Genomic DNA, 21,248 nt, shown 5'->3' with positions numbered 1-21,248 from the left:
GCCCCGTGATTTGAGCGTCATTGCGTCGCAAAGCCGTGACTTCCCACTTGCGAGCCGTGCTGCGTTCCCAGCACAATGCGCGCATCAGGGAGAAAACAACAATGACCAAGAATCCATCGCGGCGCGATTTCAGCGCCGCCGCGCTCGCCACCATCGCCGCATCCACCTTGCCCGCGCCTTACGTCTGGGCTGCGGAGAAGAAATATGATGCGGGCGCCAGCGACACCGAGATCAAGATCGGCCAGACCGTGCCGCATTCCGGCCCCGGCTCGCTCTACGGCGTGCTCGGGCGCATCGGCGAGGCCTATTTCCAGATGCTGAACGAGAAGGGCGGCATCAACGGACGCAAGGTCAAGTTTCTCACCATGGACGATGCCTACAGCGCGCCGAAATGCGTCGAGGCGACGCGGCGCCTGGTCGAGCAGGAGGAAGTGCTCGCGCTGTACGGCTCGCTCGGCACCGCGCCGCAGACCGCCGTGCACAAATACCTGAACTCCAAGGGCGTGCCGCAACTGCTGCTCAACACCGGCGCGTCGAAGTGGAACAACCCGAAAGAGTTCAAATGGACGATGGCGGGCCTGCCACTCTATCCGACCGAGGCGCGCATCCTGGCGCGGCACGTCGTCAACGTGAAGCCGAATGCCAAGATCGGCATCCTCTACCAGAACGACGACTTTGGTCGCGACTTCCTCGGTCCCTTCAAGAAGGTTTTGGAAGACGCCGGCGGCACCGCAAAGGTGATCATGGAGCAAACCTACGATCTCACCGAGCCGACCGTCGATTCCCAGCTCATCAACCTCTCCAAGTCGGGCGCCGACGTCTTCTACAACATCTCGACCGGCAAGGCGTCGTCGCAGTCGATCCGCAAGGTCGCCGAGCTCGGCTGGAAGCCGCTGCAGCTTCTTTCCGCCGGCTCGACCGGCCGCTCGATCCTCAATGCCGCGGGCCTCGAGAACGCCACCGGCATCGTCGCCATCCGCTACAACAAGGAGGTCGGCCTGCCCAAATGGGAGAAGGACCCCGACGTGATGGCGTTCGAGGAATTGCGCAAGAAGTACACGCCGGCCATCGACCCCGACAACACCATCGCCTTCGCCGGCTATGGCCAGGCCGTGACCATGGGCGAGATCCTGCGCCGCTGCGGCGACGACCTCACCCGCGCCAACGTGCTGAAGCAGGCTTCGACGCTGGCGGGCTTCCACTCGCCCTACTTCCTCGACGGCGTCACCTACAGCTATACGCCCGGGGACTACACGCCGATGAAGACGCTCTTCATCTCCACCTTCACCGGCAAGGACTGGGACATCTCCGACAAGCCGATGTCGGAATAGGCTGAGGCGCGCGCCGCGGCTTCCTCCCTTCTCCCCTTGTGGGAGAAGGTGGCGCGAAGCGCCGGATGAGGGGTTGCTTCAGCAAACTCAAATGCAAACGATAGCTCGCGGAGAGAGACCCCTCACCCGTCTCGCCGCTCCGCGGCGAGCCACCCTCTCCCACAAGGGGAGAGGGTAAGAGCGCGCATTTGCTGCAATTAACTTAACCGATACGCAGCCTTGGCATTCGCCCCAAAAGCCTTGTCCCGCAGCTGCGGGCCAAGCTTCGCCAGACAGGCTTCCAGCGCGCTCTTGATCTCGCCATAGCTCCCCGCAAGCAGGCACACCGGCCAGTCCGAGCCGAAGATCAGCCTGTCTTCGCCAAAACACCTCGCGGCGTGCGCGACGAATGGAAACAGCCGCTCCGCATCCCAGTCGTTCCAGACCGCTTCGGTCGCAAGCCCTGAGATCTTGCACCAGACATTGCCGCAAGCCGCGAGCGCCTTGATGCGATCGGCCCACTCGTCGCTGCCGCCGTCGGCGATCGGCGGCTTGGCCGCGTGGTCGAGCACGAACCGCGCTTGCGGAAACGCCTGAGCGGTTGCGATCGCCGACGGCAGCTCGCGGGCGCGGACGAGGAAATCGTAGGTGAGATCGCGGGCGAACAATGCGGTGAGGCCGCGCTGGACGTCCTCGCGCAGCAGCCAATCGGGATCGGCTTCATCGTGGACCTGGTGGCGGATGCCGACCAGCTTGCCGCCGCCGGGTGAAGCGCGAAGCCGATCAAGGGTTTCGCCAAGCGTACCATCCGTCAGATCAGCCCAGCCGACCACACCAACGACGAAGGGATTTTCGTGCGCAATGCGCAAGAATTCCTCGGTCTCCTCCAGCGCGGAGCGGCATTGCACCACGATGCTGGCGTCGATGCCGTTCGCTTTCAACAGTGGGGCGAGATCGGCCTGACCGAAAGCGCGGCGGATCGGCGTCAGCTCGTCCGCTGCCATCCAGGGATAATCGGCGCGCGCCGGATCCCAGAAGTGCTGATGGGCGTCGATGATCATGCCTTACGCCCCGCCCGGCAGCGGCGCGCGGGCATCGACGAGGTTTCGCGCACGTAACTCCTGCCAGAACGCGCTCGGCACCGCACTCTCCGACATCGCGATGTTGTCGGAAACTTCAGCGGCATTGCGTGCGCCCATCACGGCGACCGTGACGGCCGGATGCGCCATGCAGAACTGGAGCGCGGCGGCCTTCAGTTCGGTGCCATGCTTGCGGCAGAGCGCGTCGAGCTCCAGCGCCCGCGCCACCAGCGTTGCGTCGGCGTCCTGATAATTGAACTTCGCACTGGTGTGCGGATTGGCCAAAATGCCGCTGTTGTAGATGCCGCCGAGCAGGATGCCGATGTTCTTGGCGGTGCACAGCGGAAACAACGCGTCCAGCGCCCCCTGGTCGAGCAGCGTGTAGCGCCCGGCGAGCAGGAAGCAGTCGACCGGCACGGCCTCGGCGAAACGGACCTGCATCTCCGACTGGTTCATGCCGGCGCCGATCGCCTTGACGGTGCCGTCCTCGCGCAAGCGCTGGAGCGCGCGAAAGGCACCATTGACCGCCTCGTCATAGTGATCGTCGGGATCGTGCACCAGGAGGACGTCGACACGGTCGAGCCCGAGGCGACCCAGGCTCTCCTCCACCGATCGCAGCACGCCGTCATAGCTGAAATCGAACACGGGCCGCTCGCGCGGCGTACCCTTATAGTGCTCGTCCTCGGCGGCGCCGCCATCGGGCGCGCGCAGCAGGCGGCCGACCTTGGTCGAGATGGCGTAAGACTCGCGCTTCTGCTGTCGCAGGAAGGCCCCTAATCGCCGCTCGGCGAGGCCGAAGCCGTAGAGCGGCGCCGTATCGAAGAAGCGCACCCCAAGCGACCAGGCGCGCGCGATCGTCGCTTCCGCATCGACATCGCTGACCGGGCTGAACAATCCGCCGAGCGGGGCGGAACCGAGACCGATTGAAGTGACGTCGAGCGAGCCGAGCCGCGACCGTTTCATTCCCATTGCCTTGTCTTCATTCCAACAGTCCAGATCATCTCCCCCGCTTGCAAAAATCGCAAGCGGGGGAGGCACGCAGGAGCGCGGGGCTGGCGGACGCTCCTACTTCAACATCTGCGCGACGTTGTCCTTGGTGACGAGATCGAGGCCGGTGTAGACGATCTCCGGCACCTTCTCGCCCTTCTTGATGGCGAGCAGCGTGTCCATCGCCTTCTCGCCCATCTCGAACGGACGCTGGCCGACCAGCGCGTTGGCATAGCCGTCGCGCAGCAGCTCGAGCTGCATCTTCAGCGTGTCGGCGACGACCAGCGTGAACTTGCCGGAATCGATGTCCTTCTTGTTCCTCGACGCGAAGGCCTTGAAGCCTTCAGGCGCGAACATCGGCCAGCCGCCGATCGGAACGATCGCGGCGAGATCCGGCGTTGCGGTGCGCATATCCGTCATCTGCTGAACCGCGAGTGCCGGATCGTCGTTGCAGAAGGTCGGGGAGCCCGCGACCTCCGTCCATTTCGAGCCCTTCAGCGCCTCGCGCACGCCGTCGACACGCTCGGCGAGGTTCTTGGCGCCGGGGCCGCCCGAGACCATGGCGTATTTGCCGCCATCGGGCCGCATCTTCACCAGCTGCTTGCCGAGCGCGACGCCGAACTCCTTGTTGTTGGTGCCGATATAGGCGATGCGCTTGGAGCCCGGCGCATCGGCATCGAAGGTGATGACGGGGATGCCGGCGGCCGTCGCCGCCTCGATCGACTTGGTCATGGCCGCGACGTCGGCGACCGAGATGGCGAGACCGTCGACCTTCTGCGTGACGAAGTCCTGGATGATCTGGGCCTGCGTCGCCGGCTCATGCTCGACCGGTCCCTTGTAGATGCACTCGATATTGCCGAGCTCCTTGGCGCGCTTCAGGCAGCCGTCGCGCGCGAAGTCGAAGAACGGATTGTTCATCGCCTTGGGCACGATGACGAAGCGGTAGTTCGCGGCGAACGCCGGCGTTGCCATCATTGCGACGGCGATGCCGGCAAGAAGAAGTTTCCTCATTGTCTCCTCCACCCTTCTCTGGTGCCCATCCTCTTTGAAACGTCCGGGAAGCGGACAGGCGGCATCTTCGTTGTTTTCCCGGAACGACGTCACCTTCAGCTCATCCGCGAGCGGATCCGGTCGACCAGCACGGCCAGGATGATGATCACGCCCACCAGCGTCTGCTGCCAGTAGGAGGAGACCTGCGCCAGCACGAGGCCGTTGCGGATCACCTCCAGCAGCACGCAGCCGACGATGGCCCCGAGCGGACCGCCGATGCCGCCGGCGAGGTTGGCGCCGCCGATCACGGCCGCCGCGATCACGTTCAGCTCGTAGGACGTCGCCATGTTGGCGGGCGCCGATCCGAGCCAGCCGGAGATGATGATGCCCTGGAGGCCGGCTGCGAGCGCGCAGATCACATAGACCTCGATCTTCACCCGCACGACCGGGATGCCGGTCAGCTCCGCGGCCTTCTCGTTGCCGCCGAGTGCGAAGACGTGGCGGCCGAACGAGGTGTGATGCAGCACCACGGCCATCGTCAGTGCGAGGATCACGAGATAAATGAAAGGCACGGGCACGCCGAGCACGTCGCCCGACGTGAGCGCGTAGAAGCGATCGGCATCGGGCCCGCCCGGAAAGCTGCCGCGGCCGTTGGAGACGACGTAGCCGAGCCCGCGCACGATCGAGAGCATGCCGAGCGTGGTGACGAAGGGCGACAGGCCGAGCACGGCGATGCAGAAGCCGTTGACGAGCCCCGCGATCAGCGCGACGCCGAGGCCGGCGAGGATCGAGACCAGCAGGATCAGGCCCGGCACGTTGGCAATTACGGTCTTGCCGTCGGCCGCCATGTGCACGAACAGCGCGCCTGCGGGCGAGCCGGGCGCCGACAGCTCTGTCATCACCATCGAGGTGATCATGGCCGAGAAGCACATCATCGATCCCACCGACAGGTCGATGCCGCCGGTGATGATCACGAAGGTGACACCGAGCGTCGCAATGGCGATGAAGGAAAAATTCTTCGCCACGTTCTGCATATTGCCTTCGGTGAAGAAATAGGGGCTGGCGAAATGCATGATCACCAGCAGCACCGCGAGCGCGAGCAGCACGTAACCGGTCTGGGAGGCGAAGATGCCGCGCTGCCACCATCTGATCCGGCCGACATTGGTGAAGCTGATCGGGGATTCCATGGGCATGGCCATCACGCCGCCTCCTTCGCGCCGGTGATGAGCGCGGTGACTTCCTCTGGCGAGGTCTGGTGGATCGGCTTGTCGGCCCGCTTCTCGCCGCGGCGCATGACGATGACGCGGTCGCAGACCGCGAACACGTCGGGCATGCGGTGCGAGATCAGCATCACGGCGACACCCTGCTCCTTCAGCCGGTGGATCAGGCCGAGCACTTGCTCGACCTGGCGCACCGAGATCGCGGCGGTCGGCTCGTCCATCATCACCAGCCGCGCATTGGACAGCCGCGTCCGCGCGATCGCCACCGCCTGGCGCTGGCCGCCCGACATCTGCTTGACGAGGTCGTCGGGGCGCGTCTCCGAGCGCAGCTCGCCGAACAATTCCAGCGCGCGCGCCGCCATCGCCCTGTGGTCGAGCAATGCGATGGGCCCGAACCTGCGCTTCAGCTCGCGGCCGAGGAACACGTTGGCCGCCGCCGTGAGATTGTCCGATAGCGCGAGGTCCTGGTAGACGACCTCGATGCCGACGGCGCGGGCATCGACCGGCCGGTTGAAATGAACCGCGTTGCCGGCAAAGCGGATCTCGCCGTGGCTGGGGCGGAAATTGCCGGCGATGATCTTGACCAGCGTCGACTTGCCGGCACCGTTGTCGCCCATCAGGCCGACCACCTCGCCCGGCATGACCTGCATGTCGACGCCATGCAGCGCGCGGATCGCGCCGAACTCCTTGCCGATGCCGGTCAGCTCGAGGACCGGTGTCGCGTCAGCGTTTGCCATCAGCAGCCTCGCTCAGACATAGCGGTTGACCAGGGATTCCAGATATTCCTGCCGGCCCGAGCGCGGCTGCGGGTCGAAGCCGGGACGGAGCGCGCGATCGGCGAGATCGGCGAGCGAACGCTGACCGCCGAGAATGGCCCGGCCCTCAGTGCCGGCCCATCCCTCGTATCGCTCGGTGAGCGGCGCCGTGAGGGCGCCGGCATCGAGCATGTCGGCGGCGGCGAGGAACGCGCGCGCACAGGCATCCATCGAGCCGACATGGGCGTGGATCAGATCGTCCGGGTCGATCGACTGCCGCCGGATCTTGGCGTCGAAATTGAGCCCGCCGGTGGTGAAGCCGCCACGGTTCAGGATCTCGTGAAACACCAGCGCCAGTTCCGGGACGTTCATCGCGAACTGGTCAGTATCCCAGCCGAGCAGATCGTCGCCGCGGTTGACGTCGAGCGAGCCGAACACGCCGAGCGCCTCGGCCAGCGCGACCTCATGGTGGAAGGAGTGACCGGCGAGGATGGCGTGGTTCTGCTCGATGTTGAGCTTGACGTCCTTCAAGAGGTCATGGCGCGCAAGGAAGCCGTAGCAGGTGGCGACGTCGAAATCATATTGATGCTTGGTCGGCTCCTTGGGCTTCGGCTCGATCAGGATCGGCCCCTTGAAGCCGATCTTGTGCTTGTGCTCGACGACCAGCGAGATGAAGCGGCCGAGCTGGTCGAGCTCGCGCTTGAGATCGGTGTTGAGCAGCGTCTCATAGCCCTCGCGTCCGCCCCACAGCACGTAGTTCTGGCCACCGAGCCGATGCGTCACCTCCAGCGCGGCGCGGACCTGGCCGGCGGCATAGGTGAATATCTCCGGGTCCGGGTTGGTCGCCGCGCCCGCCATGTAGCGACGATGCGTGAACAGGTTGGCGGTGCCCCAGAGCAGGCGCACCTTGCTCGATGCCATCTTCGCTTCGAACAGATCGGCGATCGCATTGAGATTGGCGACGGATTCCGCGAGCGAGCCACCTTCCGGCGCGGCATCGACGTCGTGGAAGGTGAAGAACGGCACGTCGAGCAGGCGAAACAGCTCGAAGGCGATATCGGCCTTGGCCCGCGCCTGCGCCATCGCGTCACCGCCCTGGTGCCACGGCCTCAGGAAGGTCTCGCCGCCGAAGGGATCGCCGCCCGGCCAGCAGAACGAATGCCAATAGCAGACCGCAAAGCGCAAATGATCCTCGAGCCTGCGGCCGTGTACGAGGCGATCCTTGTCGTACCAGCGGAACGCGGGCGCCTGTCCCGCGTCCTTGCCGGCGAAGGCGACAGGTGTGGTTGCATCGAAGAATTTGGCTGACGCGTTCACTTAAGGAGACTCCTTCAATGCGGGATAAAGCTCGCGCCATCGCCGGTAGGCCTCGTCATAGGCCTCCGTGACGGATGCGCGGGGCGTGAAGCTCGCGAGCCGCCGCGGGCGGGTGCAGACCGCTGCGGGTCTTTCGCCGGTGGCGGCGAGCCGGCCTAGCCTGGAGGCACCGAGGGCCGCCCCCACCTCGCCTTCCTCGATGCGGTGAACGGGAATGCCGAGCACGTCGGCGCAGATCTGCGCCCATAGCGGTGAGCGCGAGCCGCCGCCGACGAGATCGAGCTCGGTGATCGCCCCGCCTGCCGCGCTCAGCGCCGCCAGATTGTCGCGCGCGGCGAAGGCGACGCCTTCGAGCACGGCCTGCACGATCTGCGTCCGCCCGGTCGCACCGCGCAGGCCGACGAAGGCGCCGCTGGCGGCGGCATCGTTGTGCGGCGTGCGCTCGCCGTCGAGATAGGGCAGGAATTTGATCGGGCTCGGCCCATCGACGCGCTCGCCGAGCGGCGCCAGCAGCGCTGGGGCCGGCGTCTCCATCACACCGGCAAGCCAGGCCAGCGAGGCCGCCGCCGAGAGCATCACGCCCATCTGGTGCCAGAGGCAGGGCAGCGCGTGACAGAACGCATGCACCGCCGAGGCCGGTGCCGGCGCGAAGCGGTCGGTGACGCGGAACACCACGCCGGACGTTCCCAGCGACAGGAACGCATCGCCCGGCGCGATCGCGCCGAGCCCGATCGCGCTCGCGGCATTATCGCCGGCGCCTCCGGCGACAACGACGTCTTTCGCCATGCCCCAGCGCTGCGTGAATTCCGGCGCGAGCATCGCGCTGACCGCGCTGCCCTCGACGAGGCGCGGCATGTGGTGGAGATCGAGCCCGGTGGCATGCAGCAACAGGGGCGACCAGCGGCGCAGACCGACATCGAGCCACAGCGTGCCGGCCGCATCCGACATATCCTCGATCATCTCGCCGGTCAGGCGATAGCGTACATAGGCCTTGGGCAGCAGCACCTTTGCGACGCGCGCGAAGATTTTTGGCTCATGCCGCGCGAGCCACAACAGCTTCGGCGCGGTGAAACCGGGCATCGCGAGATTGCCGGCAATCGCATGCAGCGAGGGGCACCGCTGCTCCAGCACGGCGCATTCGGCCTGCGAGCGGCCGTCGTTCCAGAGGATCGCCGGACGCAGCGGCCGTCCATCCTCGTCGAGCAACGTCGCGCCATGCATCTGGCCCGACAGGCCGATGCCGCGGATCCGCGTGACCTCGCGTGGATGGCGGGCGGCGAGATCGTCGACCGCACCGATGGCAGCATCGACCCAGGAATCGGGATCCTGCTCGGACCACAGCGGCGCCGGATGCGACAGCGCAAGCTCGCGCGCCGCCGTCGCGAGGATCGCGCCGGCTTCGCTCACGAGCACCGCTTTCACGCCGGACGTGCCGATGTCCAGTCCGAGATACAAATCGTCCTCCTCTTTGCCCTTTTGCGAGGCGCGATCTTGACGTCACGCTCTCCGCCACGCCCCGTTCGATATCCACCGCCCGCTAAGGCAGATTGTCCCGCATCACGATGTCGATCCTGATCTTCTCCTGTTCGCGCAGGATCGGCTCGCCGCGGGCGAGTGCGAGCAGCACGCGCACGGCGGCGCGCGCTTCGTGTCCGGGGTTCTGCGAGATCGCGGCATCCATCACGCCCTGCAGCAGCAGCCGGCGGGTCAGCACGGTGACGTCATGACCGACAAACACGACCTTGTCGCGGCCGGCATCGCTCAACGCCTCGTTACTCAAGGCCTTGGCGACGCCCTGGGTGCCGGCGCCGACGTTATAGAGGCCGACGATGTCGGCATGCTTGCCGAGCAGCCGCGCCAGCACCTGTTCGGAACGATCGTCCTCGTCGCGCCCTTCCAGCACCGGCAGCACGCTGAGGCCGGAAAATTCCGACGCCATCACCTGGTTGAAGCCGAAAATGCGCTCGGCATGGTCGCGCAGGCCCTGCGAGCCCGCGACGATCGCAACCTTGCCGGATCTTTGGCCGACCAGCCGTCCGACCAGTGCGCCGGCGGTGCGGCCCGCCGCGATGTTGTCGATGCCGACATAATGGTGGCGGCGCGACGACGGCACGTCCGAAACCAGCGTCACCACCTTGGTGCCGGCATCGACGAGATCGTTGATCGCGGCGCGGACGCCCGGATGATCCAGCGCCACCACGGCGACGCCGTCGTAATCGCCCGACAGCGCCTCCAATGAGGCCGCGAGCACGGAGGGGTCAAACACGTCGGTCGCGACCGTCTCGACGCTGAGCCGGCGGGCCGACAGCCAGGCGGACATCTCGCCGAGATAGGCCTCGATCTGCTGCATGAACGGGTTCGGCCCCGAGGGCATCACGAAGGCAAAGCGGCGGGCGCGGCCACGGGCAAGCTCGGCGGCGGCGACGTGCGGCTGGAACGCGTTGCGCTCAATGGCCGCCTGGACGCGCCGCACCGTGTCCGGCCGCACCCCCGGGCGGTTGTGCAGCACGCGATCGACCGTCGCGAGACTGACGCCCGCCTCGCGGGCGATGTCCTTCAGCGTCAGCGCCGTCGCGGTGAGGGTCTCGGCCATCGCTGAAGGTTAGCAGAGGTGTTTTGAGGTACGCAACTCATTTTGAGGATCGTCGCCGCAGCGCCGCGAGTTGCGGTTGTAACCACAGAGGTAAACACGCCCCCAGCCCGACCCGCGTCTCGCTCGAACCCTGGACGCGCGGCCACCGCCGCCTTGCCTGGGTCGGCAAGCGGGCGCAGCCGCTCCCGCAGCCGGCCAGAGCGTTGACCGGACCTGTCGGCAGCCACAGGGCCTGCCCTGATCTCACATCTTCCCGTAGGAGGCGCCGCGCCGCGTGATGATGACGTAGCGCGCGTCCTGCCTGGTTTCGTTCTCGAAGATCACCGCGCGCATCACGTCGAAATCCAAGCAGTCGCCTTCGCGCAGGCGCACCGCCTTGGCGTCGATGTGCACGGCGATCGCCCCCTCCAGCATCAGCAACTGCTGCGTAAAGGCGTTGCGGCCCCAGGGGCTGTACGGCACCCGCGCGCCGGCCGGCAAATCCACGACGATGATCTCGATGCCGCTCGCCGCATCCGTCGGCGAGGCGTGCCGGCGGCGATAGCCGCTGTCGGGATCACGCCAGTGCGGCTGGTCGGCAAGCCGCACCAGCCGCTCCGGCGGCTTCTCGGCGAGCGCGACGACATCGCTGAGCGACACGTCGAGCGCCGCGCAGAGTCGTCCCAGCAGCGCAGCCGTCGCGCTGCTCTGCGCCCGCTCCACCCGCCCGATCATGGCGCGGCTGACGCCGGAACGCGCGGCGAGCTCGTTCAAGGTCATGCCGGCCTGCGTCCTCAGCGTCTTCAAGCGGCGACCGATCGCACGGTCGAGTTTCTGCTGGTCCATTTTTCCGGTCTTGGCCTTCATCCGAACATGGCCCGGCACAAGGACCACAAGCCGCCGGGCGAGAGCAGCTTAGGGCGAGTAAGCAGTCAGCGCCGGGAGCGAGGAGCTAAGATATTGGAATCTCATGCACCGCGAATGCGCGCATTGTCAGGTTGTCGAACGGGACATTTCAATCGGGGAAGCTTGGAGCGGGCGAAGGGAATCGAACCCTCGTATGCAGCTTGGGAAGCTGCCGTTCTACCATTGAACTACGCCCGCTTATGCGCGGCTTGCGCGCCCGTCCTGATTAGCCGAGACGGCGCCTCCCGCCAAGCGGTTTGGCGCAACCGGCCGGCCGGTTATTAACGTCTTGGCAAGATTTTGGGTGCGTCGGATTGTGGCGGTGTTATGATCGTGTGTCTGGGGAGAGACGTGCACTGAGTGGGGCGTGTGCATGGTGGGGCGTGGCTACGCGATATTCGACACGGCGATCGGACGCTGCGGCATCATCTGGAGCGACACCGGCGTGGTGGCCGTGCAATTGCCGGAGGCGCGGGAGATCGACACCCGCCGCCGCATTTTTGCGATCCATCCCGAGGCGCGCGAGCAGCGCCCTTCCAACAATGCCGAGCTTGCGATCGAGGGCATCGTGAGCCTGCTGCAGGGCAATGATCCCGATTTTTCCGAGGTCAGCCTGGATGCCGGCGGGGTGCCCGGCTTCAACCGCCGCGTCTATGAGTTCGCCTGCTCCATTCCGCGCGGGGAGACGCGGACCTATCACGAGGTCGCCAAGGCGCTGGGGGCTTCAGGCGCGGCACATTCGGTGGCACAGGCGATCGCCAAAAATCCCTACATGCTGATCGTGCCCTGCCACCGGGTACTGGAGGCCGGCAATTACACCGATCGGCTCTCGCCGTATGGCGGGGTGATCTCCAAGCGGCGGCTGCTGGCGCTCGAGGGCGCCCAACCGGTCGCCAGCAAGACGCTGTTCGAGGTGCTGCTCCCCGTTGCTCCGCCGCGCGCGCCCAGCTAGGGCGCGATCATGGTCGCACCCTAGCTTTTTTGGGCATGATCTTGTCGGACAACCGCTACACACTTGTCCGGATCATGCCTAGATAGGCGGGATGGACGCGACCACACTGCTGACGTCACAATCGATGATCGTTTCCGAGTTTCGCTGCGACGCGGGACCGGACGACACGCCATTTGCCGAATGCCGCACCGGGCATTCCATTGCCTATGTCCGCTCGGGCAGCTTCGGCTGCCATTGCCGCGCCGGTTTCTTCGAGCTGGTGGCGGGCTCGATGCTGGTCGGGGCGCCCGGCGAGGAATACACCTGCACGCATGAGCATGTCAGCGGCGATGTCTGCCTGTCGTTCTTCCTCAGCGCGGACATGGTCGATGCCCTCGGCGGGAGGCGCGAGATCTGGCAGGTCGGTGCCACGCCGCCGCTGCCCGAATTGATGGTGCTGGGCGAGCTCGCCCAGACGGCGGCAGATGGCAACAGCGATATCGGCCTCGACGAAGTCGGCCAGATCCTGGCCGGCCGTTTTATCGACGTCGTTTCGGGCAGGGCGCGCAAGCCGGCCACCCCCACCGCCCGCGACCGCCGCCGCGCGGTCGAGGCCGCGCTGTGGATCGACGACAACTCGCATGCCGAGGTCGATCTCGAACAGGCCGCCAAGCAGGCGGGCCTCAGCCCGTTCCATTTCCTGCGGCTGTTCTCGAGCGTGCTCGGCGTCACCCCGCATCAATATCTGTTGCGCTCGCGGCTGCGGCACGCCGCGCGGCTGCTCACCGATGACGACATCGCGGTCACTGATGTCGCCTACGACGTCGGCTTCGGCGATCTCTCCAACTTCGTCCGCACCTTCCACCGCGCTGCCGGCGTATCGCCGACCAAGTTCCGCCAGGCCTCGCGCGGGGGGCGCAGAATCTTCGCTGAACGCCTCGTCCTCAACTGAGACAGGTCGGCGGAATGGCGGGGTAATAGTCTGTTGACCAGACGGGCGCGTCGTACTGGGCTTACGGCACGCCGCGCGATATTACAACCAAAGAGCGAATCAACGCTCTTTGAGTGCGGCGACCCGGCAGATGAACAGTGCCCCGAGTGACGTGATTGCGGCCACACTGATCGCGCTTGCCGTCGGCCTCGCTTTCATCGCCGGCTGTGCCGTCTATTATGGCCGCCAGATCACCTCGCGCAGGATTCCGATGCAATGGGGCACCGACGGACAGCCGGCCTGGTTTGCACCACGCCTCATCGGGCTCTGGTTCAGCTTCGGCGTCACGGCCGCCCTCTCCGCGTTCCTGCTCGTCCTCGCCCTTCATGACCCGCAGAAGCTCACGGCCCTGATCGTCGCAACGGTCAGCGTGATCGGAACGAACATGTGGGTTCACGTCTATCACCTGAAACGGGTGATCCGGTGGCAGTCGGAGGTGCCGGCGAGCTAAAGCGCGATGCGATGAGGATGAATCGTCATCGCGCTTTAGTTTATTGTTTGAGCATGATCTTTCCGGAAAACCGCTGCGCACTTTTCCGGAACATGCTTTAGCCGGCTGCCGAGCGCAAGATTCTCCAAGAGTCGCCCGCCTCACCCCGACTAGGGTTGTCTCCGGCGCGCGCCATTTTCGGCGCGCTTTGCAAATGGAGACGATCATGTACGACCACATCGGACTTCGCGTTGCCGATCTCGACGCCGCCACGCGCTTCTATACCGCGGTGCTGGCGCCGCTCGGTTACGTCCTGTGCTCCAGCGGCGACGGCTATGCCGGCTTCGGGCCGAAGGGCGAGCCGGCGCTGTGGCTGCACCTGAACAAGGGCCGCAAGGCCGACGGCGCGCACATCGCGTTCCGCGCCGGAAATCATGACGCGGTCAAGGCGTTCCACAGCGAAGGCCTGAAGAGCGGCGGCCGCGACAATGGCGGCGCCGGGCCGCGCAAGGATTACAGCCCGACCTATTACGCGGCGTTCCTGATCGACCCCGATGGCAACAATGTCGAGGCGGTCTGTGTGTAGAAGCCGCCGCGCACGAGCACTCGTAGGGTGGGCAAAGCGACTTGTCCGACGCGCGGAAGCGTGCCCACCAACTGTCCCCGTCAATCCAAATGGTGGGCACGGCGCTACGCGCCTTTGCCCACCCTACAAAACTGCTTTTGAGGAAACTCCATGGCCTCCATCCACAACGACATCTCCATCAACGCCCCGGCGCGCGATGTCTGGGATGCGGTGCGCGATTTCGGCGCGCTGCATGAACGACTGGCACCCGGCTTCGTCACCGCCTGCACGCTCGACGGCGATGCGCGTATCGTCACCTTCGCCAACGGCTCGGTGGCGCGCGAGGTGCTGGTCGATTGCGACGACGCGCGGCAGCGCCTCGTCTATGCCATCAACAACGAGCGGCTGAGGCACTACAGCGCGTCGGTGCAGGTGATCGCCGACGGCGAGCGGAGAAGCCGCCTGGTGTGGATCATCGACATGCTGCCGAACGAGCTTGCAGCCTACGTCCAGGGCCAGACCAAGGACGCCGTCGTTGCGATACATAAAGCGTTTCCGCCCGCTGCAGCCTAGCGGCGGTCCGCGCGGCTCTGTGAGTTTTCTCACAGAGCTCCGCCCTCGCCAGCCGTAACCATCGCGGCGTGCGTCCTGTTGGCTCCACTCTCCGGGCGGCGCCACGCACGCGAGGAGCATGTCATGCGAGGTGCGGACAAGGTGATTTGCCAGGCGGCCGCTGTGCTGCTGCTGTTTTCCGTCGCGAGCTCGCCGGCGAAGGCGCAGTTCTTCGGCGGCGGAGGTGCCGGCGGCGAGGACATGATGACCCAGATGGCCCCGATGCTGGAGATGATGAAGGCGAAGATGGGCAAGCGCCGCTTCGCCATGATGATGCAGACCATGGGCCCAATGATGAGCCGCATGATGGAGAATGGCGGCGGAGGGCTTGGTGGCATGATGGGCGGCGGCGGCCTCGGTGGCCTCGGCGGCGGCAATCTCGGCGGCGGCTTCGGCGCACCCAATTACGGCGGCTACACCCCGATGGCTGGCGGCACCATGCCGGCCGGTTATGGCGGCGTTGGTGGCGGCGACATCATGGGCATGCTCGGCGGCGCCGGAGGCGGCGACATGATGGCGATGATCCCGCAATTGATGCGGCTCGCCAACGTCGGCGGCGGCGGCCATCGCCGCCACAAACATCGCTAGTCGGCAGCGCCCGAGAGAGCCGGCTTGATCGCAGCCTTGCTCGCGCGCGGTCCCCAGCGCGTCAGCACCACGCTGGAGAATGAGAGCAGGCCGAGCACGACCATCGAGCTTGCGGCCAGCCAGAAAAAGCTCTGTGCGGTCGCATCGTGCGTCGATAGCCACCAGCCGGCCGCCGAGATGTAGATCAGCCGCGCCGTCTGCGCCAGCACCGGCCCGATCACCTTGGCCGCGCCTTGCGATGAGAAATACATCGTCGTGGCAATGCCGAAAAAGGCGTAGAACGGTCCGACCGTCGAGAGATATTGATGGCTCGCCGCGCGCACGGCCGCGCTGTCGGTGAAGATGTTGATCCAGAGATCGGGGAACATCGCAACGACGCATGCCGGCGCGCCGACGGCCACGAAGGCGGCAGCACTGGCGATCCAGGCGACGCGCCGTGCACGCGCGATGTTGCCTGCGCCGATTGCCATGCCCACCATCGGCACGCAGGCGATACCGAACGAGAACGCGATCGAGGTCAGCAAAAATTCCAGCCGCGCGCCGATGCCATAACCGGCGAGGATCGTGGTGCCGAATGTTGCCAGCATGTGGGTGAAGATCGAGATCGTCAGCACCGATTGCAGCGGCGAGAAGCAGGCAATCGCGCCGACCTTCAGGATGTCGAAAAACATCGCCCACTGAATGCGCAGGCCACGCAGCTTTGGTGTAACCCGGGCGCGGCCGGAGAACAGGTACCAGCCCATGATGCAGATATTCATGGAATAGGCGATCAGCGCGCCGGCCGCGACGCCGCGCATGCCGAACTGCGGCACCGGCCCGAGCCCAAGGCCCAGCGTGCCGCCGAGCACGATCTGCCAGGCCGCCGAATTGAGGATCAGGAACGACGGCAGCTTCATGTTGCCGGTGCCACGCAGCACGCCGGCCATGGTGTTGAGCAGCCAGGGCAGCACGGCGCCGCCGAAAAATACCTGCGTGTAGGCGACCGCATGAGTCAGCACATCGCCGCGGCCGCCGAGCATTTCCAGCACCCGCGGCCCGAAGATCAGCATGCCCAGCATGAAGACGAGGCCGAAGCTGATGCCGATCAGGATCGCATGCATGGCAAGCGTGCCGGCACGCTCGCGATCGCCAGCACCGAGCGCGCGTGCAATGGCGGACGCGACCGCACCGCCCATGGCGCCGCCCGACATCGTCATGGTCAGAATGATTGTCGGAAACACCAGCGCCATCGCCGCCAGCGCCTCGACGCCGAGCCGGCCGATATAGGAGGTCTCCGCGATTACCGTACAGGTGCCGGCCGAGAGCGCGATCACGTTGGGCCAGGCGAGGGAGAGCAGCGTGCGCAGAATCGGCCCGTCTACAAGCGCGCTTCGCACCGGCCGCGGGGGCGGCGGCAGCGGACGCTCTTGCTCATCGACCGGGATTTCGGCGATGTCGGACATGTCCTCTCCGGGGCACGGGGCGCCATTCGCGGCGCGGCAATGCGTAGCTGTGCCAATTATTTTCTTCGCGCAGAAGGCGCGGCGAGAGGCTTGTTAGCACGGCCCGCAGCGATTTCTCCTGCGCCAGTTGCAGGCGTGCCCTGCGGCAGCGCATTTCAGCCCGTGAAATTGCGGCTGTTGTTCTCCCTCTCCCCGCACGCGGGGAGAGGCGAAGCGCGCGGCGGCGCCATCGCCTATTCCACGACCCAAACCAGCGGCGGACGGCCGCCAGCAGCAGTGCGCATGTGCACGCCGATGTGCCGCCCGCATCCCGCAGCCAGGCCTTCGAACAATCCCTCCAGGACCTTGGCGCAGGCGCCGTGATAGTCGGCAACGTCGTCCATCAGCTTCCAGCTCTGCTGGCGGATTTCGAACGTGCCTTCGGATTGCGAGGTCTCGGCCGTGTCATCCTGCGCCGCGAACAGCGCGCCCAGGAATGACGCGAACGCGCTTGCCCCGCCGCGGCTCATCGCCAGCGCGGCGGCGACTTCGTCGAAATATTGCATGCCGATCAGCTTGCCGGTGAGGTGCAGCAGATAGCCGGCGTCTTCCGGGCCAAACAGCTGCACCATCACGGGCGCCGCCGTGCGCACATATTCCATCGCGTAATTGCGATAGGCTTTTTCGAGGCGCGGTTTCGGCCAGCTCGCAACCGGCAAAGCCGGCGCAGTCTTCGCATCGAACAGCGGCGCTTCGAGGTGGCGCGCGAACACGAGCCGCTGATCGAGTTCTAGCGGATGGTCGTACTGGTGGTAATAGCCTTCCAGCCCATCCTGGCCGTCGACGCTCTGCTTGGTGCAGACGAAGCCGAGCCTGAGATCGCCGAGCGCAACGCCATTATTGGCGTGCCATCCCCGCAGCATCGCGCGGGAGACCTCGCCCGGCACGCCGCAGATCGCGGTGCCCTTCCAGATCCAGCGCGGCGGCGGATAGCGGATCCAGGCCTTGGCGTCGCTCTCATACATGTATTCGACGTGCACGCCGCCGATCCAGTTGGAGAGATAGTGATATTGCGCGGCCGCCACCGCCGGCGGCAGATGATCGATCCCGAGCTTCCTAAGCCCCGGCAGGAAGCGCTCCTGCTGCTGGCGGCGGAATACGCGGAAGACGAACTCCGCTGCATCCGCAGTGCCGCGCCGCGTGACGACGGTGAGGATGAGGCCGGTGAAATAGGCGTGGTAGAGGTCGGCGACCGCCCGCCAGCGCTTCCATTGGGCTTCCTGCGCTGCGTCAGCTGCGGCGGTCATTCGTTTCGCTCCCGATCGTTGTTGCGATCGAGTGTGTCACCGCGCCTTCCGGCAGGCAACATGACGCCCGTGCAGGGCGCCCTGCGCGGCTACCCACCAATTCCGCATCACGAAGTTTGTGGTGGCGTCTTGGCCGCGCGCTCTCGCTCGACCCGTTCGGTGACATCGCGCGCCATCGCGACCGATCCCAGGACGGTGCCGCCGGAATCCCGCACCAGCGCGAAGGTCATCTCGATGTAGAGCTTGCGCCCGCTCTTGTGCAGCGCGCGGGTCAGGGTCGGCCTGCCCGCAAGCTTCATGCTGCCGCTGGCCAGCGCAGCTTCAAAGCCCTTCCAGTGCGCGGCGCGCAGATGCTCGGGAATGATCAGGTCGAGATTCTGGCCGAGCGCTTCCGTCGCGGAGAAGCCGAACAGCGCCGCCGCTGCACGGTTCCACCGCATGATCGTGCCGGAGCGATCCGAATAGATCAGCGCATCCGCGACGTCGTTGAGGATGTTTGCGTCGAGCTGGGATTGGTCGGTCATGTCACCACCTCGTGTGGACTGTAGCCCGGATGGAGCGAAGCGTAATCCGGGATCGTGCCACAAGCGAGGGTGTCCCGGATTGCGCTTCGCTCCATCCGGGCTACGGAATTACACCCGAAAATGCTTGCTCAGCTTCAGGCCCTGGGCCTGATAGTTGGAGCCGATGCGCTGGCCGTACATCGCGTCGGGACGGGCCAGCATCTTCTCGTAGACGAGGCGGCCGACGATCTGGCCGTGCTCGAGGATGAACGGCACTTCGCGCGAACGCACTTCCAGCACGGCGCGCGATCCCAACCCGCCCGCGCCGGCATAGCCGAAGCCGGGATCGAAGAATCCGGCATAATGCACGCGGAATTCACCGACCAGCGGGTCGAACGGCACCATCTCCGCGGCGTAGTCGGGCGGCACCTGCACGGCTTCCTTCGACGCCAGGATGTAGAACTCGCCGGGATCGAGGATCAGGCTGCCGTCGGGGCGGGCCGAGATCGGCTCCCAGAAATCTTCCACCGCGTATCCGGAGCGACGATCAACGTCGACGACGCCGGTGTGACGCTTGGCGCGGTAGCCGACGAAGCCGTTTGCCTTCTCGCCGGAGAGATCGACGGAGACGGCGACGCCGCCCGAGAGATCAGCATCGTCGATGTCGACGAGGCGCTCGGCGGCATGCAAGCCATCGAGCTCGTCGGCGTTGAGGATGGCGTCACCGGTGCGGAAGCGCACCTGCGACAGACGCGAGCCCTCGCTGACCAGCACCGGAAACGTCTTCGGGCTGATCTCGGCATAGAGCGGGCCGTGATAGCCGGCGCCGATCATGTCGAAGCGGCGGGTGCCGTCGGCGATGACGCGGGTGAAGACGTCGAGCCGGCCGGTCGAGCTCTTCGGGTTCGCCGCCGCGACGATCTCCGGCGGCAGCGCGAGGCTCTCCAGCAGCGGCACGATGTAGACGCAGTTGGTCTCCAGCACGGCGCCGTCGGCGAGGCTGAACTCGTGCAGCTTCAATTCGTCGATGCGCTCGGCGACGGTGGCGCCGGGACCGGGCAGGAAGCTGGCGCGGACGCGATAGGCGATGTCGCCGAGACGCAGATCGAGGCTCGCTGGCTGGATCTGGCTCTCGACGAAGTCATAGGCGGGCAGGATGAGCCCCGCCGCCGCCATCGCCGCGATCATGCGGTCGGGCAGGATACCATTGGCGTCGGGCGCAACCGTGAACGTCAACCGGGGGTCCTCATCAGGGGTCAGATGCATCCGGACATGCCGAAAATACAAGTCTTTTACGGCTATCCGATGGACGCCTTGACGGAAAGGGCATTGCGGAATATGAGCATCACTTATCCCGTGGTGATTTGAGCCGGCCGGCTTGCAGCCACGTTAAATAAGTCGCTAAACAGGCCGGGGACCTCTGTGATCCCGGCCCGTGGATATATCCAGGCCGGTTTTTTTGTGACCGTTTTCGACGAGACGGTCATGTCGGAGGTACCTATGTCGAAGTCGACCACCAACTACCGTCCCGAAACCCGCCTGGTCCATTCCGGCACCCTGCGCTCGCAATATGGCGAGACGTCGGAGGCGCTGTTCCTGACCCAGGGCTACGTCTACAACAGCGCCGAGGAGTGCGAGGCGCGGTTCAAGGGCGAGGATCCCGGCTTCATCTATTCGCGCTACTCCAATCCCACCATCGCGATGTTCGAGCGCCGCATGATCGAGCTCGAAGGCGCCGAAGCCGCACGCTCGGCGGCGACCGGCATGGCCGCGGTGACGACGGCGATCCTGGCGCCACTCAAGGCCGGCGACCACGTGGTGGCCTCGCGCGCCCTGTTCGGCTCGTGCCTCTACGTCGTCCAGGACCTGCTGCCGCGCTACGGCATCGAGACCACGCTGGTCGACGGAGCCAATCTCGATGAATGGCAACGCGCGGTGAAGCCCAACACCAAGACGTTCTTCCTGGAGAGCCCGACCAACCCGACGCTGGACGTGCTCGACATTCCCGGGATTGCCGAGATCGCGCACAAGGGCGGCGCGCGACTCGTCGTCGACAACGTGTTCGCGACCCCGATCTGGCAGAGCCCGCTCGCGCTCGGGGCCGACGTCGTGGTCTATTCCGCGACCAAGCATATCGACGGCCAGGGGCGCTGCCTCGGCGGCATCATCCTGTCGTCGGAAGCCTTCATCGCCGAGCACATCCACAATTTCATGCGCCAGACCGGCCCGTCGATCTCGCCGTTCAACGCCTGGGTCCTGCTCAAGGGCCTGGAGACGCTGGGCGTGCGCGTGCGCGCGCAGACCGAAACGGCCGCGCGCATCGCCGACGTGCTGGCGAGCCATCCGAAGATCTCGCGACTGGTTTTCCCGGGCCGCGCCGATCATCCGCAGGCAGCGCTGGTGAAAAAGCAGATGCGCGGCGGCTCGACGCTGGTCGGCTTCGAGGTGAAGGGCGGCAAGGCCGCGGCGTTCCGCGTGCTCAATGAATTGAAGCTGGCGAAGATCTCCAACAATCTCGGCGACGCCAAGAGCCTCGTCACGCATCCGGCGACCACGACGCATCAGCGTCTGAAGCCGGAGGACCGCGCCGCGCTCGGCATCAGCGAAGGGTTCATCCGCTTCTCGGCGGGGCTCGAGCATGCCGACGACCTGATCGAGGATCTGACTGCGGCGCTGGAGAAGGCGTGAGGCGAAGCGAGATCTCGTAGGGTGGGCAAAGCGAAAGCGAGCCCACGTCTTCTTCCTTCGTATCACTGATTCCTTC

General features: G+C 65.9%; 21 protein-coding genes, 1 tRNA gene and 1 riboswitch. Of the genes, 8 read left to right on the top strand and 14 right to left on the bottom strand.

Features of this window, described 5'->3' with window-relative positions; all coding sequences use genetic code 11:
- Positions 1–101 precede the first annotated feature (101 nt).
- Complete coding sequence (locus GGD67_RS37865) at positions 102–1,331, top strand: ABC transporter substrate-binding protein (RefSeq protein ID WP_179740005.1); 1,230 nt, start codon at positions 102–104, stop codon at positions 1,329–1,331.
- 197 nt (positions 1,332–1,528) lie between these two features.
- On the opposite strand, the gene GGD67_RS37860 is transcribed toward GGD67_RS37865, so the two are convergent.
- The 10 genes from GGD67_RS37860 to GGD67_RS37815 all read right to left on the bottom strand — a co-directional run bounded on the left by GGD67_RS37860 (position 1,529) and on the right by GGD67_RS37815 (position 11,334).
- Entirely contained in the window at positions 1,529–2,371 is an 843-nt protein-coding gene (locus GGD67_RS37860) for an amidohydrolase (protein WP_179740004.1), read from the bottom strand.
- Between the two features lie 3 nt (positions 2,372–2,374).
- Entirely contained in the window at positions 2,375–3,352 is a 978-nt protein-coding gene (locus GGD67_RS37855) for an aldo/keto reductase (RefSeq protein ID WP_179740036.1), read from the bottom strand.
- Positions 3,353–3,454: 102 nt separating this feature from the next.
- Positions 3,455–4,387 carry a sugar-binding protein gene (locus tag GGD67_RS37850; protein WP_179740001.1) on the bottom strand — a complete coding sequence of 311 codons (933 nt, stop codon included), beginning with the start codon at positions 4,385–4,387 and terminating at the stop codon, positions 3,455–3,457.
- Between the two features lie 95 nt (positions 4,388–4,482).
- Entirely contained in the window at positions 4,483–5,565 is a 1,083-nt protein-coding gene (locus GGD67_RS37845; RefSeq protein WP_179739999.1) for an ABC transporter permease, read from the bottom strand.
- Positions 5,565–6,323 carry an ATP-binding cassette domain-containing protein gene (locus GGD67_RS37840; RefSeq protein ID WP_092251718.1) on the bottom strand — a complete coding sequence of 253 codons (759 nt, stop codon included), beginning with the start codon at positions 6,321–6,323 and terminating at the stop codon, positions 5,565–5,567. Before GGD67_RS37840 ends, GGD67_RS37845 begins: the two co-directional genes overlap by 1 nt.
- Before the next feature lie 12 nt (positions 6,324–6,335).
- Complete coding sequence (gene xylA, locus GGD67_RS37835; RefSeq protein ID WP_179739997.1) at positions 6,336–7,658, bottom strand: xylose isomerase; 1,323 nt, start codon at positions 7,656–7,658, stop codon at positions 6,336–6,338.
- Complete coding sequence (xylB, locus tag GGD67_RS37830) at positions 7,659–9,113, bottom strand: xylulokinase (RefSeq protein ID WP_179739995.1); 1,455 nt, start codon at positions 9,111–9,113, stop codon at positions 7,659–7,661.
- An 82-nt stretch (positions 9,114–9,195) separates the two neighbouring features.
- On the bottom strand, positions 9,196–10,251 hold the full coding sequence (locus GGD67_RS37825) for a LacI family DNA-binding transcriptional regulator (RefSeq protein WP_179739993.1): 1,056 nt from the start codon (positions 10,249–10,251) through the stop codon (positions 9,196–9,198).
- A 243-nt stretch (positions 10,252–10,494) separates the two neighbouring features.
- On the bottom strand, positions 10,495–11,076 hold the full coding sequence (locus GGD67_RS37820) for a helix-turn-helix domain-containing protein (protein ID WP_092251714.1): 582 nt from the start codon (positions 11,074–11,076) through the stop codon (positions 10,495–10,497).
- A gap of 184 nt (positions 11,077–11,260) precedes the next feature.
- Positions 11,261–11,334, bottom strand: a tRNA-Gly gene (locus GGD67_RS37815).
- A gap of 175 nt (positions 11,335–11,509) precedes the next feature.
- On the opposite strand from GGD67_RS37815, the gene GGD67_RS37810 reads away from it, so the two are divergent.
- The 6 genes from GGD67_RS37810 (at position 11,510) to GGD67_RS37785 (ending at position 15,253) form a co-directional block, all read left to right on the top strand.
- Complete coding sequence (locus GGD67_RS37810; protein ID WP_092251977.1) at positions 11,510–12,088, top strand: methylated-DNA--[protein]-cysteine S-methyltransferase; 579 nt, start codon at positions 11,510–11,512, stop codon at positions 12,086–12,088.
- Positions 12,089–12,179: 91 nt separating this feature from the next.
- A complete protein-coding gene (locus tag GGD67_RS37805; protein WP_179739991.1) occupies positions 12,180–13,019 on the top strand; it encodes a helix-turn-helix transcriptional regulator in 840 nt (279 codons plus the stop codon).
- 130 nt (positions 13,020–13,149) lie between these two features.
- Entirely contained in the window at positions 13,150–13,509 is a 360-nt protein-coding gene (locus GGD67_RS37800; protein WP_018320847.1) for a hypothetical protein, read from the top strand.
- 205 nt (positions 13,510–13,714) lie between these two features.
- Complete coding sequence (locus GGD67_RS37795; protein WP_026202432.1) at positions 13,715–14,074, top strand: VOC family protein; 360 nt, start codon at positions 13,715–13,717, stop codon at positions 14,072–14,074.
- Between the two features lie 150 nt (positions 14,075–14,224).
- Complete coding sequence (locus tag GGD67_RS37790; protein WP_179739989.1) at positions 14,225–14,626, top strand: SRPBCC family protein; 402 nt, start codon at positions 14,225–14,227, stop codon at positions 14,624–14,626.
- Positions 14,627–14,749: 123 nt separating this feature from the next.
- A complete protein-coding gene (locus GGD67_RS37785; RefSeq protein WP_018320849.1) occupies positions 14,750–15,253 on the top strand; it encodes a hypothetical protein in 504 nt (167 codons plus the stop codon).
- Here the strand turns inward: GGD67_RS37785 and GGD67_RS37780 are convergent.
- The 4 genes from GGD67_RS37780 to GGD67_RS37765 all read right to left on the bottom strand — a co-directional run bounded on the left by GGD67_RS37780 (position 15,250) and on the right by GGD67_RS37765 (position 19,750).
- Entirely contained in the window at positions 15,250–16,695 is a 1,446-nt protein-coding gene (locus GGD67_RS37780) for an MATE family efflux transporter (protein WP_179739987.1), read from the bottom strand. The two genes, GGD67_RS37785 and GGD67_RS37780, sit on opposite strands and share 4 nt — an antisense overlap.
- Before the next feature lie 233 nt (positions 16,696–16,928).
- Complete coding sequence (locus GGD67_RS37775; RefSeq protein WP_179739985.1) at positions 16,929–17,981, bottom strand: hypothetical protein; 1,053 nt, start codon at positions 17,979–17,981, stop codon at positions 16,929–16,931.
- Positions 17,982–18,088: 107 nt separating this feature from the next.
- The gene (locus GGD67_RS37770; RefSeq protein WP_179739983.1) at positions 18,089–18,505 is read right to left on the bottom strand and encodes a PAS domain S-box protein; all 417 of its coding nucleotides are present in this window, start codon (positions 18,503–18,505) and stop codon (positions 18,089–18,091) included.
- Between the two features lie 108 nt (positions 18,506–18,613).
- The gene (locus tag GGD67_RS37765; protein ID WP_409411130.1) at positions 18,614–19,750 is read right to left on the bottom strand and encodes a 2'-deoxycytidine 5'-triphosphate deaminase; all 1,137 of its coding nucleotides are present in this window, start codon (positions 19,748–19,750) and stop codon (positions 18,614–18,616) included.
- Positions 19,751–19,830: 80 nt separating this feature from the next.
- A riboswitch (SAM riboswitch) is annotated at positions 19,831–19,910 on the top strand.
- A gap of 74 nt (positions 19,911–19,984) precedes the next feature.
- Between GGD67_RS37765 and GGD67_RS37760 the strand changes: the two genes are divergently transcribed.
- Entirely contained in the window at positions 19,985–21,172 is a 1,188-nt protein-coding gene (locus tag GGD67_RS37760) for an O-succinylhomoserine sulfhydrylase (RefSeq protein ID WP_179740034.1), read from the top strand.
- The last annotated feature ends 76 nt before the right edge of the window (positions 21,173–21,248 follow it).

This window comes from Bradyrhizobium sp. IAR9, assembly GCF_013408065.1.
Lineage (GTDB): Bacteria > Pseudomonadota > Alphaproteobacteria > Rhizobiales > Xanthobacteraceae > Bradyrhizobium.
Note: the sequence above shows the minus strand (reverse complement) of the source record. Positions and strands in the feature narration are given on the sequence as shown.